Raw genomic sequence first — 19,559 nt, 5'->3', positions numbered from 1 at the left:
CGGTCCGCACATCACGAACACGCCGCTGAACCGCCCATCACCTTACCGGATGGGCATACAACAAGCCGCCATCGGCCCAGAGTTGGTTCGGGGTGCCGCCGCGGACCAGTCCCATAGGTGTGTTCTCGCCGATCGTCCGCTCGAAGACCTCGCCGTAGTTACCCACCTGACGGATCACTTCGATTGCCCAGGTCTCGTGAATACCGAGTTTTTTTGCCATGTCACCCATCGCCGAGTCGGCGCCCAGCAGACGCTGAACCGCTTTTGGCTGATCGTCGAGCGAAGCCACGACCTGATCGATGTTTTGCGAGGTGATGCCAAAGCTCTCCGCCCATAACATGGTTTGGAAGGCCCAGAAGACGGAGGCTTCCAGTTCCTGGTCGGGTTGGACGACGATGGTCAAAGGTTCGTTGGAAATGACTTCGGGCAAGAGCTTGTAATCACCCGGATTGTCGGCCAGCAGACGATCCGCCGCGAGCGCGGAAAAGTCGCTGGACATTACATCGCACTTACCTCCGAAGAAGGCTTGCAGGCGTGCCGTCTTGTCGGCGATGTTCTCGACCTTGTAGTTCATGTCCCGGTCGCCGAACCAGTCGGCGACATTCAGCAATGTGGTTGAACCTTCTTCGGCGCAGACTGTGGCGCCGCGTAGTTCGTCCGCGCTGCCGACACCCAATGACCTTGGCACCATGAAACCCTGGCCGTCGTAAAAGGTGGTGACCACGAAGGCCATGCCCTGATCCGCGTCGCGGGTGCCCGTGCGGGTGATGCTGCGCGCGGCCATATGGGCCTGATCGGCGACGATCGTCTTCATACTGTCGGAGAAGCCAATGCCGCGAATGTCTGCTTTGCCAGCGTCGCCGAGGATCGCCGCCGCGGCCATGCGGCAGAATTCGGGATTGAAGCCGGCGTACTTGCCGTTGCTGTCCGGGACGGAAAATCCCGGCGAGTTGCTGTTGACGAGGCAGATCAGTTCCCCTGAGTTTTTGATGTCATCCAGAATTTCACCGCCATGAGCCGAGAAGGGGGCCGACGCGAGTGCGGCAATGAGGCTGACCGAAGCCGCGGCCATCGCTGTTTTGAGCATTGAGTCTCTCCGTGTACGTCTTCTTGGATTGCTTATTTGTTTAACCGAGTATCCACTGAATTAGTGTACATGTATACACGTTTGTCGTGACGCTTTTATGTCACCGCTTTCTAATTCTTGTCTCTCGCACTGAGATAGCGCGCCACATGTCTTTCCATTGTCTGGGCGTGCCGTGATACCAGGAGACAGGTCAGGGCATAGAGCAGGCCGACGAAGACAAAGCCCTCGATCGCGTGTTTCTGCCAGGTGGGATCGCTGTAGGCCATGCGCGTCGTTGCCAGCAGATCGAAGATGCCGACGATCGCCACCAGCGAAGTGTCCTTGAAACCGCCGATAATGGTGTTTGTCATGGAGGGGATCGCCACGCTCAGGGCTTGCGGCAACACGACTAGGCGGACCCGTGCCAGATAAGGCAGACCCAACGCTTTTGCGGCGTCGTGCTGGCCTCTTGCGATCGACTGCAGTCCGCCGCGCACGTCCTCGGCGAAGTAGGCGGCATGGAAAAAAGTCAATGCCGCCAACGTGGCCAGGAGCGGATCATAGCTCCAGCCGCTCGGCAGCAGGAGCGGGAGGATGAAGATGCCGAAAAAAAGAACGGTGACCAGCGGCACGCCGCGGATGAACTCGATGTACGACGTTGCCATCCCGGCCAGAAGAGGTGGTCCTTCGTGACGTGCAATCGCCAGGGCGATCCCCATGGGCAACGCAAGGATCAAGCTGAAGACACCCAGGAACAGGACCACCGACAGGCCGTGCCAGCGCACCGTTTCGACCTGCTCAAGGGCGAGGGGCCGTCCGTCCAGGAGACTGGCGAAGAGGATGAAAGTAATGGTCAGCCCGACGATGCTGGGGCGGGCCGGCCATCGGCGCCAGGCAAGACAGGTAAGACAGGAGATGACCAGTAAGGATCCCAGAATTGGCCGCCAGAGCTCTTCGCGGGGATAGACCCCGAACAGGATGACCGACCATTTCTCGGCGATAAAAGCCCAGCACGCGCCGGTCACGGCTTCGCAGGACGCCGCGTCGGTCGGCCGCCACTGCGCCGAGAGCACAAGCCAGTCGAGGAGGCCTGGGAAGAGCCAGAGGAAAAGGGCGATCAGCAGCAGGCTGACGAGTGAGGTCCGCCAGTCACAGAACAGGCGCGTTCTGATGAAAGACCCGGCGTTCGCGATTGCCCTGCTGCGGGTTTTGTTCGACGCGGCTGTGGTCATGGATTTAGTTCTCCTTGAACTGTACCGCGCGGTTATAGAGGTTCAACAGGGCCGAGACGCTCAATCCGATGGCCAGGTAGATCGCCATGGTCAGCAGCATCAACTCGACCGGGCGAAAGGTCTGGTTGACCGAGGTGTTCATCACCGAAACCAGGTCCGAATAGCCGACCGCCAATCCGATGGAGGTGTTTTTCATCAGGTTAAGGTATTGATTGGTGAGCGGCGGGATGATCGTGCGCAGGGCTTGCGGCAGAACGATCAGCCAGGCAATTTGCGGCCAGCGAAGGCCCAGGGAATAGCCGGCTTCGGTCTGCCCATCGGGCACGGACTGGATTCCGCCCCTTACCACTTCGCCGATCTGGCCGCCGTGATAAATGCTGAGCGCGATGGCCAGGGCCAGAAACGGGATCGATACCGCCGCGCCGCCAACGAAGTTGAAGCCTTCGAAACGGGGAGCTTCGATGCCGGCATCCAGATAGCCGATCAACAGCACAAGGAGCGCGCAGGCTGCCGCCAAGGCCGTCAGACGCATCGAGAGCCTGATGCCGGGCAATGACGGATAAAAACGGCCGAGCACCGCCAGGAGCAACGGCAGTGCCCAAAGTGCAGCTAAAACCGCGTAGGCTGCGTCCGGAGCGCTGCCGGGGAAGCTGAGCACTGGAACCTGGAAGCCCCGGTTCGAGAGATAGGCCAGATCGTAAAAAGACCAGGCATCGCGGACCATCGGCAGTTCGCGCACCAGCAAGACATAGACGGCAAGCAGGATCAAAAGCTTGGGCAGGTTGCGCATGGTCTCCACGTAGACCAGCGCCGAGCGGTTCACGAGCCAGTGTCCGCTGCGGCGGGCAAAACCGATCGCCAAGCCGATCACGGTCGAGAGGACTATGCAGACGACAGTCAGGTGGAGGGTGTTGACAAGACCGACCACCAGAGCGTCGCCATAGGAGTCCGACGCAGTGTAGGGCAGGAGACTCTCGTTTACGTCGAAGCCGCTTTCTTGCGACAGGAAGCCGAAGTCGATCGCGATCCCTTCGCTGCTAAGATTGGCTGACAGATTCTGCAGCAGAAACCAGCCGAACAGCAGCAGCGCGGCGGCTGCGGAAGCCTGCAGGGCCGCGCGCCGGAAGGCGAGCGAGTGCGTAAAGCGCGGCATACCGACTTTTCCTGCGCTGCCTTCCATGCTCTAAGCCACCTTGCCAGAAATCTGCACATCGTTTGTAAAATTTACTTTCACTCGACAAGAATACCTGTATACCTGTCGAAATTCGGAAGTCAATAAGAGTCTGCAATCCATGTCGACAGTTGTTCGAGACTGCTTTTCCTATGCCGATCTGGCTCTGCCGGGGACGCTTGGGATCGTTGCATTGATGTCATGCCCCGGCGCTAGAGCTGGACAGGCAGCCGATGCAAATCCGGCGGAAGATCTGCAGCGCGATTTCTCCGTTATTTCTTCGAGAGGGTTGCGCATGGTGGTGAGTTGCTTGGAGCCGCGCGAATTGCCGCTCGAACCACAGCACTATCAAGGCCTGTACGAAAAGGAACGGATAGACTGGGAAATCGTTCCGATCCCCGACTATCACGCACCATCTCCGACGCAGGACACACTACTGACCCGCCTTTTCGATTCTGTGGATCTTCGGTTACGTTTTGGCGAAAAAGTCGGATTTCATTGCTACGGCGGTCTTGGCAGGACCGGAACGGTCGTTGCCCGCTATCTGATCCACAAAGGACTGACACCCGGTGAAGCGATCCGCTATATCCGCGATAATTACAACAGCCGGGCGATCGAGACTATCGCGCAAGAGGAATATCTCAAGCTCTGCAGGCGCCCGGCGCGTGGTGCATTGGCGGAGCCTGCGGGAGATGCTTCGGCGCTGACCAAAGAGTGACCTGCGGCGTGGCTCCAGCAAAAACGCACCGAATGAGGGAACCCGTCAGATCAAACGTCCTGGCGCGGCCTGCTGTCCTTGCCGATGCCACACAAATTTGATCAGCGCCCTGCGTGCCAGCCGCTGTCTCTGTTTTTCCGCCTGCAATCGAGCCACGCCTGGTCCCAGCGGTGCGCTCGTGGTCTCTCTGCCGTATTCTGACGGACCCTCGACAGATAAGAGACGATTTGAAGAAGCAGGCAGGGTTTCAAATAACTGACATGGACGCCGGCTACTCTCTCGCTGTCTGGTCTGGTGCAAGTTCTTGCATATCAAAACGTATACCTGTATTTTTCTTGTGATCAACACCAACGCCTGGGCTCGGCATGCGTTCATGGCATATAGACTGTGAGGGTGGGCGCAATGAGTTTGGAGCGCGAAGTAACAGCCAGTTCAAGATGTCTACCCGTCAGGGAGCAGACAGCGGTGCTTGGCGGCGTGCTCTGGCTTTGTCAGCACTCGGATCTTCATCTCAACATTCCGGTCGGACTGCTGGTGAACCGTGTTGCCGCCTCCATCGAGCTCAATCAGTTCCGCTACTTTGAAGACGATAATGGCGTGCCTGTCGGCTTCTGTAACTGGGCTTACCTGTCCGACGAGCTTCTACAAGAGGCGCTAGCCGGAGAATTTCTTTTTAAAACAGACTATTGGCGGAGCGGAGAAAATCTCTTCTTTCCCGAAATGCTCGCGCCCTTTGGACACTTGCGGAGAATCGTCCGCGACATCAGGGAGAACATCGTTCCGCGCAATCAGCGGGGCTGGTCTGTCCGGGGGCAGATCCTTGCCGGTGATGAGGATAAGCCGGTGAGGGTACATAGGTTTCGGAACAACTAGCTTCCGCCCTCGGGCCGCAGGTCACGGCTATGGCTTTTCGCGATCAGGACCTGGCGTTGCCGCAGCTCGGCACAGCTTCACCCGTCACGAGATCGTAACAGAAAACTGCTAACGTATATTCCTGTATACATGTTATAGATTTTGCAGTTAATCTGTTGCAGGACAGCATTTTTAGTGTGATCAAACGTGGGGAGTTTCAAGCAATGAGCAAAGACCTTCAGGCCGATACGGCCCCTGATATCTATGTAGAGACGGTGTCTTCGATCAACTTCAACAACGGTGTGGTGCGGTTGTTCATGGTTGATCAGAACCCGTCCGAGCTAATGGAGAAAGACGCCGATCCGTCGAAGCTGACGCCACGCCTGAAGCAGCAGGTCATCATGCCGCTTCCCGGTTTCATTTACATGCTTTCGGTGATCCGCGGCCTGATGGAAGACCCGAAAATGCAGGGCATCGTGGAGAAGTATGTCGAGTTGGGTCTTCTGAACAAGGGGCCGGATGAGTCCGGAGCTGAGCAGACGGGTGCGCAAAAGACCGGACCTGTACAGACCGATGCCGTGGAGGCCGCCGAATAGGTAGGCGTTCTAGGGGGCAGCTGGCCGCCTGTTGAGCAAGATGATTTACCGGGATATCCATTTAGGTTGCAGGGCGCGATCGCGCTGCATCAGCGAGGGGGATGTAACAGATGGGCGCCGCAGCTAAAAAGATCAAAAGCGCATTTAAGTCGGTCGGGTATTTCTTCACCGGCCAATATAATGGCGACAGCGGTAACAACAACATCGTCGCCATCGGCTTCGGCGGCACCATCCACGCCAAGGGGGGCAACGACACAATCACGGTCGGCTCATTCTCCGCAACGGTCCATACCGGCAGCGGAAATGATAAGGTTTACGCAGGGGCGGCGCACTTGAAAGTCCGGGATACCACCGGGCATCTGACGGTCCGCGGTGCTGCCGGCTTCGCCGACATCAAAAAAACCGGCAATGGCAACCTGAGCTTCGGCGGCGCCGCCGGCGCTACGTCCATCGAACATACCGGGTATTCGGGGAACGTCAGTTTCACAGGTGCAGCATTTTACAACAAGATTACCCGGCGCGGCGCTCACGGCCACGTGGTGTTCCGCGGCGCTGGCGCCAGCAACGACATTCAGCATATCACCCGGACCGGAGATACTCACTTCGAGGGAGCCGGCGCCAGCAATGTGGTCAACCGCGCGTGGCACGGCAGTTACGAGGGATCCAGCGGTGACGTGTCGATGGTCGGCGCGGGTGTTAGCAACAAGATCAGTCACAATCTGGAGCAGGGTAGTGTCCTGTTCGAAGGCGTTGGCGGCCATACCACGATCACCCGACGCGGGAAGAGCGGCGATGTGGGATTTGTCGGCGCGGGTATCAGCAACGACATCCAACATCATGTCCATACCGGAGATACCCACTTCGAAGGGGCTGCTGCCGAAACTAAAATCGTCCGGAACTGGTATGGCAGCTACGCCGGATCCTCAGGCAATGTGTCGTTGACCGGAGCGGGCGTTGCGAACCGGATCGAACATAACCTGATGCACGGCAATGTCTCATTCGAAGGTGCTGGCGGTTACACAGAGATTAAGCGCTGGGGTGACGGCGGCGGCGAATCGACCGGCGACGTGACCTTCATAGGTGTGGGTGCGGTCAACGTTATCGAACATAAGACCTGGAGCGGGGATACGCTGTTTGAGGGCGCTGGGGCTAGCAACACCATTACCCGCGAAGGCGAGAGCGGTAACGTGACCTTCCGCGGCGCGGGCGGCGGCAATTCCATCACACATCAAACCACGACAGGGGACACCTATTTCGCCGGGGCCGGTCTCAGCAATGTTATCCGTCGCACCTACGGCACGGGCTCGCAATACTGGGCATCGAGCGGCAACGTGACAATGGTCGGCGCAGGCGCTGAGAACCGGATTGAACATCACCTGCTCCACGGCGATGTTCTCTTCGAGGGTGCCGGTGGAGCGAACTTCATCGAACGTTTCGCGAAAACGGGCCATTCCAGCGGCGACGTCACCTTCCGTGGCGCGGGCGCGGCCAACTCTATCACTCACACGACCTGGAGCGGGAACACTCTGTTCGAAGGTGCGGGCGCCGCCAATATCATCACCCGCGAGGGTGACAGGGGGAATGTGGTCTTCAACGGTGGGGGCGCCAGCAATTCCATCCTTCATCGCACCGTTGTAGGGGACATACATTTTACCGGGGCCGGTTTGCGCAACGTCATCCAACGGAAGTACCGCTGGTTTTCTGACTACGCGAGAACGCGCGGCGACGTCACGATGGTCGGCGCAGGGGGCGAAAACCGGATCGAACACAATCTGATGCGCGGCGATGTCCTGTTCGAAGGCGTCGGCGGCACAAACGTTGTTACGCGCAGCGGAGTTGGCGAATCGACCGGCGATGTTACTTTCCGCGGTGCGGGCGCGGCCAACTCGATCACTCACACGACCTGGAGCGGGAACACCCTGTTCGAAGGTGCGGGCGCCGCCAATATCATCAACCGCGAAGGCATGCGCGGGAATGTGACCTTCCGCGGAGCTGGCGGCGGCAACTCTATCACCCACAAGACGGTTCAAGGGGATACCTATTTTGCCGGGGGTGGTCTGAGCAACGTCATCCATCGCACCTACCGCTGGTACGCTCACTACGCTCAAACCCGCGGCAACGTGACAATGGTCGGCGCGGGCGCCGAGAACCGGATCGAACATAGGTTGCTCCATGGCGATGTTCTCTTCGAAGGTGTCGGCGGGGCAAACATCATCAAGCGCTGGGGCGGAGCAGGCGGCGAATCGACCGGCAACGTGACCTTCCGTGGCGCAGGTGCGGCCAACTCGATCACTCACACGACCTGGAGCGGGAACACCCTGTTTGAGGGCGCGGGCGCCGCCAATACCATCGACCGCGAGGGCGAAATTGGGAATGTGGTCTTCGAGGGTGGGGGCGCCGACAACTCCATCCTTCATCGCACTGTTGCAGGAGATACACACTTTACCGGGGCCGGTTTGCGCAACGTCATCCAACGGAAGTACCGCTGGACCTCTCAATATGCCCGAAGCCGCGGCGACGTGACAATGGTCGGCGCGGGCGCCGAGAACCGGATCGAACACAATTTGCTCCATGGCGATGTTCTCTTCGAAGGTGCCGGCGGGGCGAACATCATCAAGCGCTGGGGCGGATTAGGCGGCGAATCGACCGGCAACGTGACCTTCCGTGGCGCGGGCGCGGTCAACTCTATCACTCACGCAACCTGGAGCGGAGACACTCTGTTCGAAGGTGCGGGCGCCGCCAATATCATCAATCGCGAAGGCGAGAGCGGTAACGTGACTTTCCGCGGTGCGGGACTTGGGAACTCCGTAACGCATGCCACCACACAGGGCGATCTCTCGTTCGAGGGTGGCGGCGGCGCGAACGTCGTGACCCGGGTCGGCAAGACCGGAAATTTGACGTTCACGGGAGTGGGGGCCGCCAACGTCATCACCCATTATGTTGACCAGGGACAGATGACCGTGAATGCGATCGGTGGCGCCAATGTGATTAGCCGCAGCGGCGACGGCGACACCACACTGGTTCTTGCGGGTGGCGCCAACGTCGCCACGGTCGACGGGAACGGCGACCTCGATGCGCAGATGTTTGGCGGCGCGAATGTGCTGAATAAGTCCGGCGGGGGTCATACCAAGGCTGTCCTCGGCGGGGCCGCCAATGTGGTGCGCGTCGGCGACGGCGGCAGCGACATTACGAGTGTCGGCTTGTATGCCGACATCGAGACCGGCGCCGGATACGACGAGATCCGCTCCTACGGTGTCGCCGCGCGAATTCACAGCGGCGGCGCGCCGGAGGGTCAGAGCGACCATGTCGAAGCCTACGGCGCCTACACGGATGTCGACCTCGGCAACGACCAGGGCAGCGGCAAGACGGTCGAGGACGTCGATTTAGACGCGGTCCTTGCCGAACTGGTCGATGGTGAGGAGGCAGGCGATTTCTCCGGCGGAGTCGAGGGCTTTAAGGAAAGCGCGATTGAGAAAGCCAAGGCGGAGAACGGCCTGGCCTCGCTGGACGATGCGATTGTCTCCGGGACGGCCGGCTCGATGTCGGCGGAGGAAGCCGCGGCGAGAAGGGATGCCGCCCTGGCGTTCGATATCGATGCCCATCTGGCGCAAGACAAGTACGCCGACGCCATGACCGCCCGTGATGGGGATTTGCGCGCAACGGCAGAGAGCGAACACGGCTCCGCGGAGCAGATGCAGTCGGCGGAGACGGACGCCAATCCCGACGATCCGGCGTACGACGTCGATGCGGGTGCGATAAACGAAGATCTGTTGGGTAGCATTTGGTCTGCGGGCGCGTTCAGTTTTACCGACGACCATGACCATCATGTCGACATCTTCGGCCTCGGCACCAAGGTGACGACCGGCGGCGGCAACGACTACGTCGGCGCCTGGACCCTGGCCTATAACGAGATTAACACCGGTGATGGCAGTGACACGGTCGTTGCAGGATCCATCATCAACAACATCCACACCGGGGATGGCCGCGATAAAGCCTATCTAATAGGGCTTGGAAACTACCTGCATGCCGGCGCGGGGAACGACTTCGGCCTGCTTTTGGGCGGCGTGAACGTTGCTGAGATGGGATCGGGCGACGATAAGGTTGTATCGGTCGGACTTGCCAACGTGACCCTCAAAAGCGAGGAAGGAGACCTGACCGCCGTCATGCTGGGCGCCGCCAACGTGCTCGTCAATCGGGGCGATGGTGACCTTGACGCCTACATGTTCGCCGCGGCGCAGGTTGCTTACAAGGAAGGCGACGGTGACGTTTTTGCCGTGATGGCTGCAGGTGGAAACGCAATCACCCAAAAAGGCGACGGATATTTCGTCGTCTGGTCCGCAGCGGCTCTGAACGTGGCCGTTCAGATCGGCGACGGCGCCTATGAAGCCTATATGCTGGGCGGGCTCAATGTCTCCACCAAGGTCGGCGATGGGTACAACGGCGTGGTCATGCTGGGCGGATACAACGTCCACACTCACGACGGCAATGGGGACGGCGGATATGTCGCGATCGGCGGCGGCAACCTCATCACGAAAACCGGTCATGGCGATCTGGCCGCCGTCATGATCGGTCTGGGGAACGTCTTTACCCATGCCGAGGGTGACGGCGACGACGCTCTGGTGGCGATCGGGCAGGGCAACCTCATCACCAAGGACGGCGACGGGGACCTTTACATAGTTTCGATTGCCGCGCCTCTCTCGGCAGCTTTTGGCGCGCCGGATATCCCCACGGCCAATGTGGTGACCCAGGTCGGCGCGGGCGACACTTTCGGCATTATGGTCGCGATGGCGACCAAACTGGCGGTGAATGTCTTCACCAAGGTCGGAGACGGCGACGTGGCGCTAGTGATGGCCGGCCTAACCCCGGGTGTGCTTAAGGGGCTGCTGAAGGGAGGTCAGTCGGACGTTGGGTTGGGTTTTGGCGAAGGCTTTAAAGACTTCGCCGTAAACCTCTTCACGCAAGCGGGCGATGGCGACACCAATGTTTTCGCGCTTGGCTCCTTGAATATGATGGTCAAGGTCGGCCATGGCGACTCCGGCAGCGCTTGGGATCATTGGGACGCCGAACAGATCGACAGCGTGACCGACACCGGCGACCGGACAGCGGAGTGGGACGACAGCGCACCGACCGTCGCCGATCACATCACCGACGGTATACGCGATGCCTCCGACACCGTCATCGGCGATCTCGGCGGCCTCGATACAAAGATGATCGCCGTCGGCGACATGAACGTCATGATCGAGGTAAATCCCGACGCGACCAAACCCACCAGAACTTTTATGGCCGGCATCGGTCAGATGCTGAATGTTCTGGTCAAGGCTGGCGACGGCCTCTTCGTCGGCGTCGCCGCGACCAGCGATGCCTACGATGTGATTAAGAATGCCGTCTGGGGAAGACCTGGCAAATCACTTGACTTTGACGATGATTTACCGAAATCCATCGGCAACGTCATCGTGCATGCGGGCGACGGGCCAAGCTGGATGGTGACGGCGGGGACCCGCAACGCCATGGTGAAAGTCGGCGACGGCTCGGTCAGCACCGGCGACACCGAGGGCGGCTGGACGCCGGAGGGCCTGCGCCTGATGGTCGGCAGCTTCAACCTGACCTACGACCACGGTGTCTCGAACGACATCATGATCACCCTCGCCAATGCCCAGTACGGCTCCACCGCCGACAGAAAAGGACTCTTCGGCAGCCTTGGCGACTTTATGTCGAACACTGGACATGGCGCGCTGGACAAGCTCTGGGATAAGAAGACGCTCGGTGTCCCGAATATTTTCACCGGTCAGGGGCGGCAAGAACTGGCCGGGCTGCTGTTTGCGGGTTTCTCGCCAGGTGAGGCCCCAAAACCAGACAATGACGATGATCCAGGCCCGTCGGAGTACAGCAAGCGCTCCGGCAAGTCGCAAATCAACAAGTGGTCAAGCAAATTCCACAGCCTTGCCGAGGCCAGCTTGGACCGAGGCGGCGCCGCCGCACGGAGGGAATACGTCAATCAAGCTGTCGCTGATTCCGCGGATAGTGGTAAGGACATCAAAGACGAATTTAACAAAATGTATAAGGCGATGAAGGAAGGCGTCCAGAGCGGTTCCAATCTGGTTGTGGCCGGCGCGGGCTCGGATGTGGTGATCACGATCGGTGGAGCCAACTTCGTCTTCGGCGATACGCTATCGAGCTTTTTCGACATGTCCTTCGCCTCCTTCATGCCGGCGAACGGCCAGGCGATCTCCGCTAACGAATTCGTCGGTATGTTCTTCAAGGGGCCGCCGCCTAGCTATAGCGCGACGAAAGCCTATGAGGAAGACGTAAAGCCCTGGGATAAATACGACGCCGAGGCATATGATCGGTATCTCAAGGAAAGTCGGGACTCAATGCTGGGGAGGCTCGGTCAGGGGGCGATGGCGGGCACCGACTTCCTGCAGATGTTCGGCGATATCGGCTTTACGGTGCCTTACGCAACCTTCGGCGAGATGTTCGGGGTCAACTACACCGAGACCGGCGAACTGATCACCGACTTCGATGCCAGTCAATTGCTGTCTTACTTTGCGCGTATGTTCTGGGTTGAACTCACGCTTCCAACGTCCGTTCTGGGCGGTGCGGGCTTTGACGGGGCCGGGACTGGCCTCAATGCCTACCTCTTACACAAAGCGGAGGCTTCGGTAGAGGACGCCGCGGAGTGGGGCAGAGGTATGCTTGAGCGGTCCGCTTCGATATTCAACGGTTCCAGCGACCTCGCCGACCACATGACGAACACCGATACCTCCGCAGGCTTCATACCGGGCCATGGCGTTCCGGTCATTCCGGCCGTGCCCAGCATCGGTTCGCTGATCGCGCTGATCCAGAATTTCGAGGGGATCACGCAGATCGGCGAAGGCGGCGCCTTGGACAATGCCGCGGAGATTCTCAGGAACCTGAAGCCGATGACGGCGCACGGCGACGTGCTGCTGGCCAGCGGCCTCGCGAACTTCCAGTTCGGCGGGCACGGCGACGATGTCATCGCGGCCGTCGGCAACCTGAACCGTCTCTTCGCTGGTTCTGGCGACGATGTCATGTTCAGCCTCGGCGAGTTCAACTACCAGAACGGCAATCTGGGCGACGACATGATGCTTTCGGTCGGCAAATACAACGTGCTGCACGACCTCGACGGCGACAATATGGTGGTCGCGATCGGTGAGCGGAATGATATCCGTACCGGCCGGGGCAACGACATGCTGGTGGTCTATGGCAACACGAATAAGGCCCGGACCGGCGACGGTGTCAACTTCATCGTGGTCGTCGGCAACAAGAACTCGATCTATCTCGCCGGCAGCAGTATCGCCTTTGGTTTCGGGGCGGAGAATAACTACTACGTGCTCGGCGGCGAGGGCAGCGAGGCCCTGATCTACAATGTCGGCTCGGCCAAGGTTACCTTTTCTCCTGGCGCGAAGGGGTATGTCGAGCTCGGCGGCGGCTACATCGTCGGCAGCGGCGGCGATGACTTCATCGGCTTCACACGCGAGGGGCGCGAGATTGGTAATTCTGACGAAGACAAGCCTGACAATAATCTCTTTGGCGACGACAGGCTTGACGAGGTCGGGCTCGACAATCGCGGCAAGGACACGCTCCTTTTGCGTGGCCGGGATACCGTGGGCTGGGGTGGCCATGGCGGCAGCGCCGACACGGACATTTTTGTTGTCGGCTATGGCCTGAAAGACGGTGTGATTCAGGAAGCGGGCGGCAGCAAGCTCGGCTTCGGCGACGAGACCGAGGACAAGATCATCCTCGGTGAGATGATCGGCGTGGCCGATTACAGCGGCCGGATCCTGGATGCGCCCGTGCGTTTCGAAAGAAACGGTGACGATCTGAAGATCTTCATGCCGGACCACGCCTTCTTCGCCAGCGATCCATCGCCGCTGGGGCCGGACGGGCTCAACAGCGTATCCATCGAAGACTATTTCGAGTACGGCGGCGCGCAGTCCGCACAGATCGTACTTTCGGTCTGGGATCCGGAGGTCCTGGCGGAGTGGCAGGCAAAATACGATGCGGAGGAGGCGAAAGTCGCCGGCACCGGCAATCAGGCGATGCACACCTTCTCGACCCACGACTTCGCGAACTATACTTATCTCACTAAAGCGGGCGTGATCGCGATCATGCAGGCTTTCAAAAATTCGACCGCCACGACGGTTGCGGAGAAATGGGCGGACGCCTGGGCGCAGCAGTGGGACTTCGATGCCGGCAACTGGAAGGCTGACGGTGCGGTCAAGACCGGGACGGATCTGTCGAACTTCAAGCTTTCCCATCAGTATGGCGTGATGGTCGCCGGGGGCAGCGGCGACGACTCCATCATCGGTACCAGCCTTGATGACGTCATCGAGGGCGGCGCGGGCAACGACACGCTGGATGGCGGTGACGGCGTCGACACCGCGGACTACAGCACTGCTTCAGGCAGCGTGACCGTCGATCTGACTGCCGGCACGGCAACGGGTGCGGCGGGTGACGACACCCTGTCCAATATCGAAAATGTGATCGGCAGCGGTTTTGACGACACTCTAACCGGCAACGGCGAAGACAATGCGCTGACCGGCGGCGGCGGCGACGATGTCCTCTCCGGCGGCGACGGCGCCGACAGGCTTGCGGGCGGCGCGGGCAACGACACGCTGGATGGCGGCGCGGGAACGGATATCGCCGACTACGGTGGCGCTCAGGCGGGTGTGAACGTGGATCTCGGCGCCGGCACCGCGACCGGCGGGGCAGGGAACGATACGCTTTCCGCGATCGAAAACGTCATCGGCGGCGGCTTTGGCGATACCCTGATCGGGAGCGATGCCGACAACTATCTCTTTGGCGGCGCTGGAGACGACCTGCTCGACGGTGGCGCTGGCGATGACACCCTGGACGGCGGGGCCGGGTCCGATACGGCGGACTACAGCAACGCCCAGGGCGGTGTAACGGTCGACCTGGACGCTGGCACGGCAAGCGGTGCGGCGGGTGACGACAGCTTGTCAAACATCGAGGATGTCATCGGTAGTGCTTTTGACGATGTCCTGACCGGCGACAGAGGCGATAACCTGCTTGTCGGCGGGGCCGGTGACGATACGCTGACCGGCGGGGCCGGCGATGACGTCTTCATCGTCGGCAGCGGCGCCGATACCATCTCCAGCGATGGCGCCGACCCCAGTGACACGGACGTGGCGGTCTTCGAGAACGGTATCGGCTCCGACAGCCTTTGGTTCTCGCGCGATGGCGACGACCTGCTGGTGGAGATCCTGGATGGCCCGGGAAGCGTCACTCTCTCGGACTGGTACGGTTCCGGTGCGACGGGCGCGGAACACATTGATGTCTTCGAAGCCGAAGGCATGCACCTGGTCCAGACCTCAGTGCAGCAACTGGTCGATGCCATGGCTCTGTGGACCGCGAACAATTCCGGGATCGATGACCTGGGACGGCTGAATGCCCTCCAGCAAGATCAGGGACTTCTGACGGCGTCGTCTGCGTGGCAGGCTTATACTGGCGCAGCTTATGGCTCCGGTCATGGATCCTGAAACCTCAGGCGGTTCTGACGCGCTTCAGGATTGCCTGAGTGATCTGCCTCATCCGCATTTTGCGGTGGCTTGAGACGCTGGGCAATTAGCGTTCATCGCCTGGCGTGCGAAGCTGCTGGACGATGATAAGCTGAAAGCCCCAATGCTGAGAAAGGTGCACAAAGTTGGTTGTGGGCCCCCGCAACCAAACGCGACAAAGCCATCCATCGGATGGTTTTTTTGCGTTTCGGGCTGTTGGTCAGTATATGAACCTGTGCCCATGAAGGTTATAGCGGCAACCAAAGGGAACGCTCATAACTTGAAGGCTGAGGGCGTATAGAAAAAGCTCCAGTGGAGCTTTTTTAGCCCGAAGGTTGAGCACGGACAAAGTCCGCGCGCAGACTGCGCAAGGGACAAATCCATCAAACAGTCCACTGGACTGTTTGATCCCGCAACCAAATCAAAAACGCAACCAAATATGCAGAAGCCGCCCTCAGAGCGGCCTACGCAATTATGAACCGGCAGCATGAGGTCCAGGAAACCACCGAGATGCCGGTTGGATCCCGGGCTTCAATGGGAAATTTCGAGATGAGCCGCTCGACGGCGAGATCCCTTACGGCTTTAAGGAAGCCCGGCTGTTAATCGAGCATGGACGCAAGCACTACACACCGTCCGGCCTCGTAGTAACCTCGGTTCCAGGCCACCGGTACCCTGAACCATTCGGCAGTACGGCATCAGTCTATCCAATGCTGTTGATGGGCTCCGGCCAGATCGCCGCTTTCACTGACTGGCTAAGAGCCTAAACCAGCGCATGTTACCAACCGCGGGTGTGGGCCACGCAGCTTGAACGCGCCCGATCAAAACCCGGGCGCCTGCTTGTTTGAGGCTCGGATGACAACAGGTGCAAAAAGCAGACACCGGCAGGGAGTTCTATCGCCGTTCGGCGCGCACCGTTTTCGTTCCGCGAAAAACCTGCTTACCTGAATCGGCTAAAGACCGGTCCCCAAAGGACCTGTATACGAAGAGCCTGCACAGGTGCAATGCATTGATGCTTGGAATCTGGATACTGTTGGAACATCGATTTTGATTGGTGATTTGCGTGTTTGCTTTTAGAGAACTACCAATAGATCAAGGCTCTTCCGTCGTCCCTCAATCTGACATTCGTCTGTTTCTCGGCAATACGGACGAAGCTGCAGACCTCTCCACGGGGGCGGAACTCGGCCCGGAAGAGCGCGCACGTATGGAAAAGCTGCAGGACCCGCTGCTTCGCCGACGTTTTGGTGTCCGTCGCAGGTGGCTGCGTCGTCTCATATCTGCTGAATGCGGAATACCCGAGCGCGAGGTGGACTACCGCGTCAATCGGCATGGCAAGCCGGAACTCGTCGATGCAGTGGAGGCGGCTGGGTTTCATTTCAACACTTCGACTTCGGAAGGTTGGCACGCCATTGCGACGTCACGCACGGGACCCGTCGGTGTCGATCTGGAGGCAATCGGGCGGCAGGTCAACTACGCGCAAGTCCTGCGCCTTGCGGCCAGTGCAGAGGAGCTGGAATGGCTCGACGATGCCCAGGCCGGCACTTTCGATCTGAACGCCATGAAGATCTGGGTGGCCAAGGAGGCCATTTTGAAGGCTGCCGGTCGAGGCTTGTCGGTCAACCCCCGCAGGGTCTCTCTGCCACGCAGTCTGGCCGTTTCCAAAACGCCCGGCAGGTGGAGTGAGGTGCTTGTGCCGGGTTTGGCTGGCCCTTTTTGGGTTCAGATTCTCGAGAGGGAACAGGTCATCCTGGCACTCGCCCAAGCTGAACCGAAACCCTAATCCACTGCAGGGTGATCGCGGGCGGACTGAGAGCGTCGCGTTGTGTCAAATTCTGTTCTCTGCTCGTGACAAAAATGAGCGCTGCTCCTCCTCGCCGTCGGTGACTCGCTGCAGAACCGCCAGCCTTCCCGTAAAAGCCTGACGCATCTTTAGCACAACCCAAGCGGAGTTGTTAACATGCTAAATATTCTTCGTCTGGTTGTCCATTTTTGTCAGGATTTTGGCGCATTCTTGCCACTTCCATTCTTGGCCGCATCGCGAGACTTTAAGTGCGTTAGGGTCTGTTGCGGAAGCGACAGGGCGCCGCGGTTCTGTGTTGTCCGCGGACCGGTTGAGAGTCAAGAGAGGACAGTTTGCTGCAATGGCCAAAATGAATGTTACGGGTTCTCTCGAAAGGGGAGCTATCGGCTCAGGAGGTGGCCATTCAGCAAGTAAGGAAGGGGCCGTAGATTCATCTGGTTCACGCATTGGCCCGACAGGCACGCGACGAGAAATCATCGACCCGGGCGTCCAGCTTCAGACCGGCTTCAGAATAGCATCGGGTAAAGAGATTTTCATTCGTCTTGTCTACTGCGCGAGAGGCTGGCGCCGTTCACACTGGTCCGTAAGCAAATTCAACGCGCCGCCCTAAAATCGGCGGTACCTTGCGGGCAGTTGCACCTATCCAAACCAATAAACTGTCCCTAACGACGATCTTGAAACTGACGGCTTTGGCATGATCAAGACGGGACGGCATCATCACTGACGTCTGGCTGTGATAACAGGAGCGCTGGCAGGCCCTTCGATCATTTGAAAGCGCATTCAAAAAAGGAGACGAAGAGTGGTAGCAGTTGAGTCACAGTTGCATCTTAACTCTACACCGCGAGCCATCACACCGGATGTCGTCCAGTGGCAGGCGGAAAACCATAATTTCCGGCCAGTGGTAAATGGCCGGGCCGTTGCTGAACATGTCCTTCGGGACGCTGGCATCAACCACACACTAAATCTTGCGTCTGCTATCCAGCGATTCCGTCAACCTCTGCTCGTTCTTGATGCACCTGGACATGGTCGCATGGTGACGACCTATGGAGAGCACGACGTCGAGGAGGCCATGAGCCACTTCAGACTGGAGATGGATGCCGGCATCAGTCTGGTTGGTGTCTTGCCGGGCATCTATCCGGAATGGCTGGGGTCGCGTCGCTTCACAGACAGTTGCGGTTGCCGGTTTCCCTATGTTGTCGGTGAAATGGCTCGTGGGATTTCTTCGGTGCAAATGGTTGTCGCCTCGGTCCGTGCCGGTTTCGTCGCATTCTTCGGCAGTGGCGGTCTCCGTCCACATATTGTGGCGGATGCGATCGATGAAATCACACAAGCTGTCGGAAGTGACACCGCTTGGGGAGCGAACCTGATCCATTCGCCCGATCGGCCGGATAGGGAGAGTGCCATGGTCGATCTGTTTCTCCGCAAAGGCGTGAGACGCGTATCAGCGTCAGCATTTATGGGGCTCTCAAAAGACCTTGTGCGCTACGCAGCCAAGGGCCTGAGCCGTGACGCAAACGGTAACGTGGTTCGTCAAAATCATGTCTTTGCTAAGATTTCCCGCGCTGAAGTTGCGGAGCCTTTCATGAGGCCGCCTCCTGCCGGCCTCTTGCGTGAGTTAGTCGCGGCCGGAGAGATCAGTCATGAAGAGGCTGAGATACAAGCAACCCTGCCGGTCGCGGAGTTTGTCACCGTGGAGTCGGATTCCGGTGGCCATACCGACAATCGGCCGCTTGCCTCTTTGTTCCCCGTCATCGCTGATCTGCGTGAGCGGATCGTTCAAAAGCACAACTACCGCCGGCCCATACAACTCGGGGCCGCAGGCGGTTTGGGAACGCCTGCGGGAGTCGCATCGGCCTTCGGGCTCGGCGCTGACTATGTCCTGGTCGGTTCGGCGAACCAAAGCGCAGTCGAGTCGGGGCTGTCGGAAGTCGGCCGCGCCATGTTGTGTGAGGCGGGTATCGCGGACGTGACCATGGCGCCTGCTTCGGACATGTTCGAACTCGGCGTGAAAGTGCAGGTGCTGAAGCGCGGTACGATGTTCGCCGTCAAAGCTCAACGGCTCTACGACCTCTTCCGTCGCCACGAGACCATTGACGCGTTTTCGTCCAAGGACCGCGAGTGGCTGGAAAAGCAGGTCCTGCGGGAAGGCTTCGAAACGGCCTGGTCTAAGATTGTTGAGTACAGGCGGAAAAGCGATCCGACCTTTGCGGTCGCGACAGATAAGACGCCACGGCAAAAAATGGCTCAGGTCTTCCGGTATTTTCTATTCATGGGCTCCCAGTGGGCTCGGGAGGGAATTGAAGACCGCAGGGCCGACTTTCAGATTTGGTGCGGTCCGGCGATGGGGGCCTTTAACGACTGGGTGCAGGACAGTTTTCTGGAGCCCGCCGAGAACCGGACAGTTGAGCAAATCGGACTCAACCTGCTCGAGGGAGCTGCCCACGTCACACGTGCTCAGCAACTGGGCAACCTCGGCATGCGCGTTCCGCAGCATCTCTGGGCCTACAGGCCGCAACCGCTATGCCTGGGATACGCCGCAAGCGTCCAATAATCTGCCGTTTCAATCCTGACAGTGAACCGTTGAGAG

The 19,559-nt window shown here is 59.3% G+C and carries 9 protein-coding genes; 6 read left to right on the top strand and 3 right to left on the bottom strand.

Annotation, left to right across the window (positions count from 1 at the left end):
* Nucleotides 1-37: 37 nt before the first annotated feature.
* From FKG95_RS19010 to FKG95_RS19000, 3 genes are all read right to left on the bottom strand, one after another.
* Complete coding sequence (locus FKG95_RS19010; RefSeq protein ID WP_142897971.1) at nt 38-1,087, bottom strand: transporter substrate-binding domain-containing protein; 1,050 nt, start codon at nt 1,085-1,087, stop codon at nt 38-40.
* A gap of 110 nt (nt 1,088-1,197) precedes the next feature.
* Nucleotides 1,198-2,298 (bottom strand): amino acid ABC transporter permease, encoded by a 1,101-nt coding sequence (locus FKG95_RS19005; RefSeq protein ID WP_142897970.1) that lies wholly within the window; start codon nt 2,296-2,298, stop codon nt 1,198-1,200.
* Nucleotides 2,299-2,302: 4 nt separating this feature from the next.
* Nucleotides 2,303-3,478: an amino acid ABC transporter permease gene (locus FKG95_RS19000; RefSeq protein ID WP_142897969.1), complete on the bottom strand. Its 1,176-nt coding sequence runs from the start codon at nt 3,476-3,478 to the stop codon at nt 2,303-2,305.
* A 112-nt stretch (nt 3,479-3,590) separates the two neighbouring features.
* Here FKG95_RS19000 and FKG95_RS18995 point away from each other — a divergent pair, with 112 nt between their 5' ends.
* From FKG95_RS18995 to FKG95_RS18970, 6 genes are all read left to right on the top strand, one after another.
* Complete coding sequence (locus FKG95_RS18995; protein WP_142897968.1) at nt 3,591-4,187, top strand: protein-tyrosine phosphatase family protein; 597 nt, start codon at nt 3,591-3,593, stop codon at nt 4,185-4,187.
* A gap of 402 nt (nt 4,188-4,589) precedes the next feature.
* Entirely contained in the window at nt 4,590-5,060 is a 471-nt protein-coding gene (locus tag FKG95_RS18990; protein ID WP_142897967.1) for a toxin-activating lysine-acyltransferase, read from the top strand.
* Nucleotides 5,061-5,263: 203 nt separating this feature from the next.
* The gene (locus tag FKG95_RS18985; RefSeq protein ID WP_142897966.1) at nt 5,264-5,635 is read left to right on the top strand and encodes a hypothetical protein; all 372 of its coding nucleotides are present in this window, start codon (nt 5,264-5,266) and stop codon (nt 5,633-5,635) included.
* Between the two features lie 110 nt (nt 5,636-5,745).
* Nucleotides 5,746-15,156 (top strand): hypothetical protein, encoded by a 9,411-nt coding sequence (locus tag FKG95_RS18980; RefSeq protein ID WP_142897965.1) that lies wholly within the window; start codon nt 5,746-5,748, stop codon nt 15,154-15,156.
* Between the two features lie 1,078 nt (nt 15,157-16,234).
* Nucleotides 16,235-16,951, top strand: a complete 717-nt coding sequence (locus FKG95_RS18975; protein ID WP_142897964.1) for a 4'-phosphopantetheinyl transferase family protein — start codon at nt 16,235-16,237, stop codon at nt 16,949-16,951.
* Between the two features lie 1,051 nt (nt 16,952-18,002).
* Entirely contained in the window at nt 18,003-19,523 is a 1,521-nt protein-coding gene (locus tag FKG95_RS18970; RefSeq protein WP_142897963.1) for a PfaD family polyunsaturated fatty acid/polyketide biosynthesis protein, read from the top strand.
* Nucleotides 19,524-19,559 lie beyond the last annotated feature (36 nt).

Origin of the sequence: Denitrobaculum tricleocarpae (assembly GCF_007004665.1) — a bacterium.
Taxonomy (GTDB): domain Bacteria; phylum Pseudomonadota; class Alphaproteobacteria; order Kiloniellales; family Kiloniellaceae; genus Denitrobaculum; species Denitrobaculum tricleocarpae.
The sequence above is the reverse complement of the archived record's forward strand: the minus strand, read 5'-3'. Positions and strand labels throughout refer to the sequence as shown.

Excerpts from the sequence above, each read along its gene's own strand:
- FKG95_RS18980 (WP_142897965.1), top strand. The coding sequence starts at position 5,746 with ATGGGCGCCGCAGCTAAAAAGATCAAAAGCGCATTTAAGTCGGTCGGG.
- FKG95_RS19000 (WP_142897969.1), bottom strand. The coding sequence starts at position 3,478 with ATGGAAGGCAGCGCAGGAAAAGTCGGTATGCCGCGCTTTACGCACTCG.
- FKG95_RS19010 (WP_142897971.1), bottom strand. The coding sequence starts at position 1,087 with ATGCTCAAAACAGCGATGGCCGCGGCTTCGGTCAGCCTCATTGCCGCA.
- FKG95_RS18995 (WP_142897968.1), top strand. The coding sequence starts at position 3,591 with ATGTCGACAGTTGTTCGAGACTGCTTTTCCTATGCCGATCTGGCTCTG.
- FKG95_RS18990 (WP_142897967.1), top strand. The coding sequence starts at position 4,590 with ATGAGTTTGGAGCGCGAAGTAACAGCCAGTTCAAGATGTCTACCCGTC.
- FKG95_RS18985 (WP_142897966.1), top strand. The coding sequence starts at position 5,264 with ATGAGCAAAGACCTTCAGGCCGATACGGCCCCTGATATCTATGTAGAG.
- FKG95_RS19005 (WP_142897970.1), bottom strand. The coding sequence starts at position 2,298 with ATGACCACAGCCGCGTCGAACAAAACCCGCAGCAGGGCAATCGCGAAC.
- FKG95_RS18970 (WP_142897963.1), top strand. The coding sequence starts at position 18,003 with ATGGTGACGACCTATGGAGAGCACGACGTCGAGGAGGCCATGAGCCAC.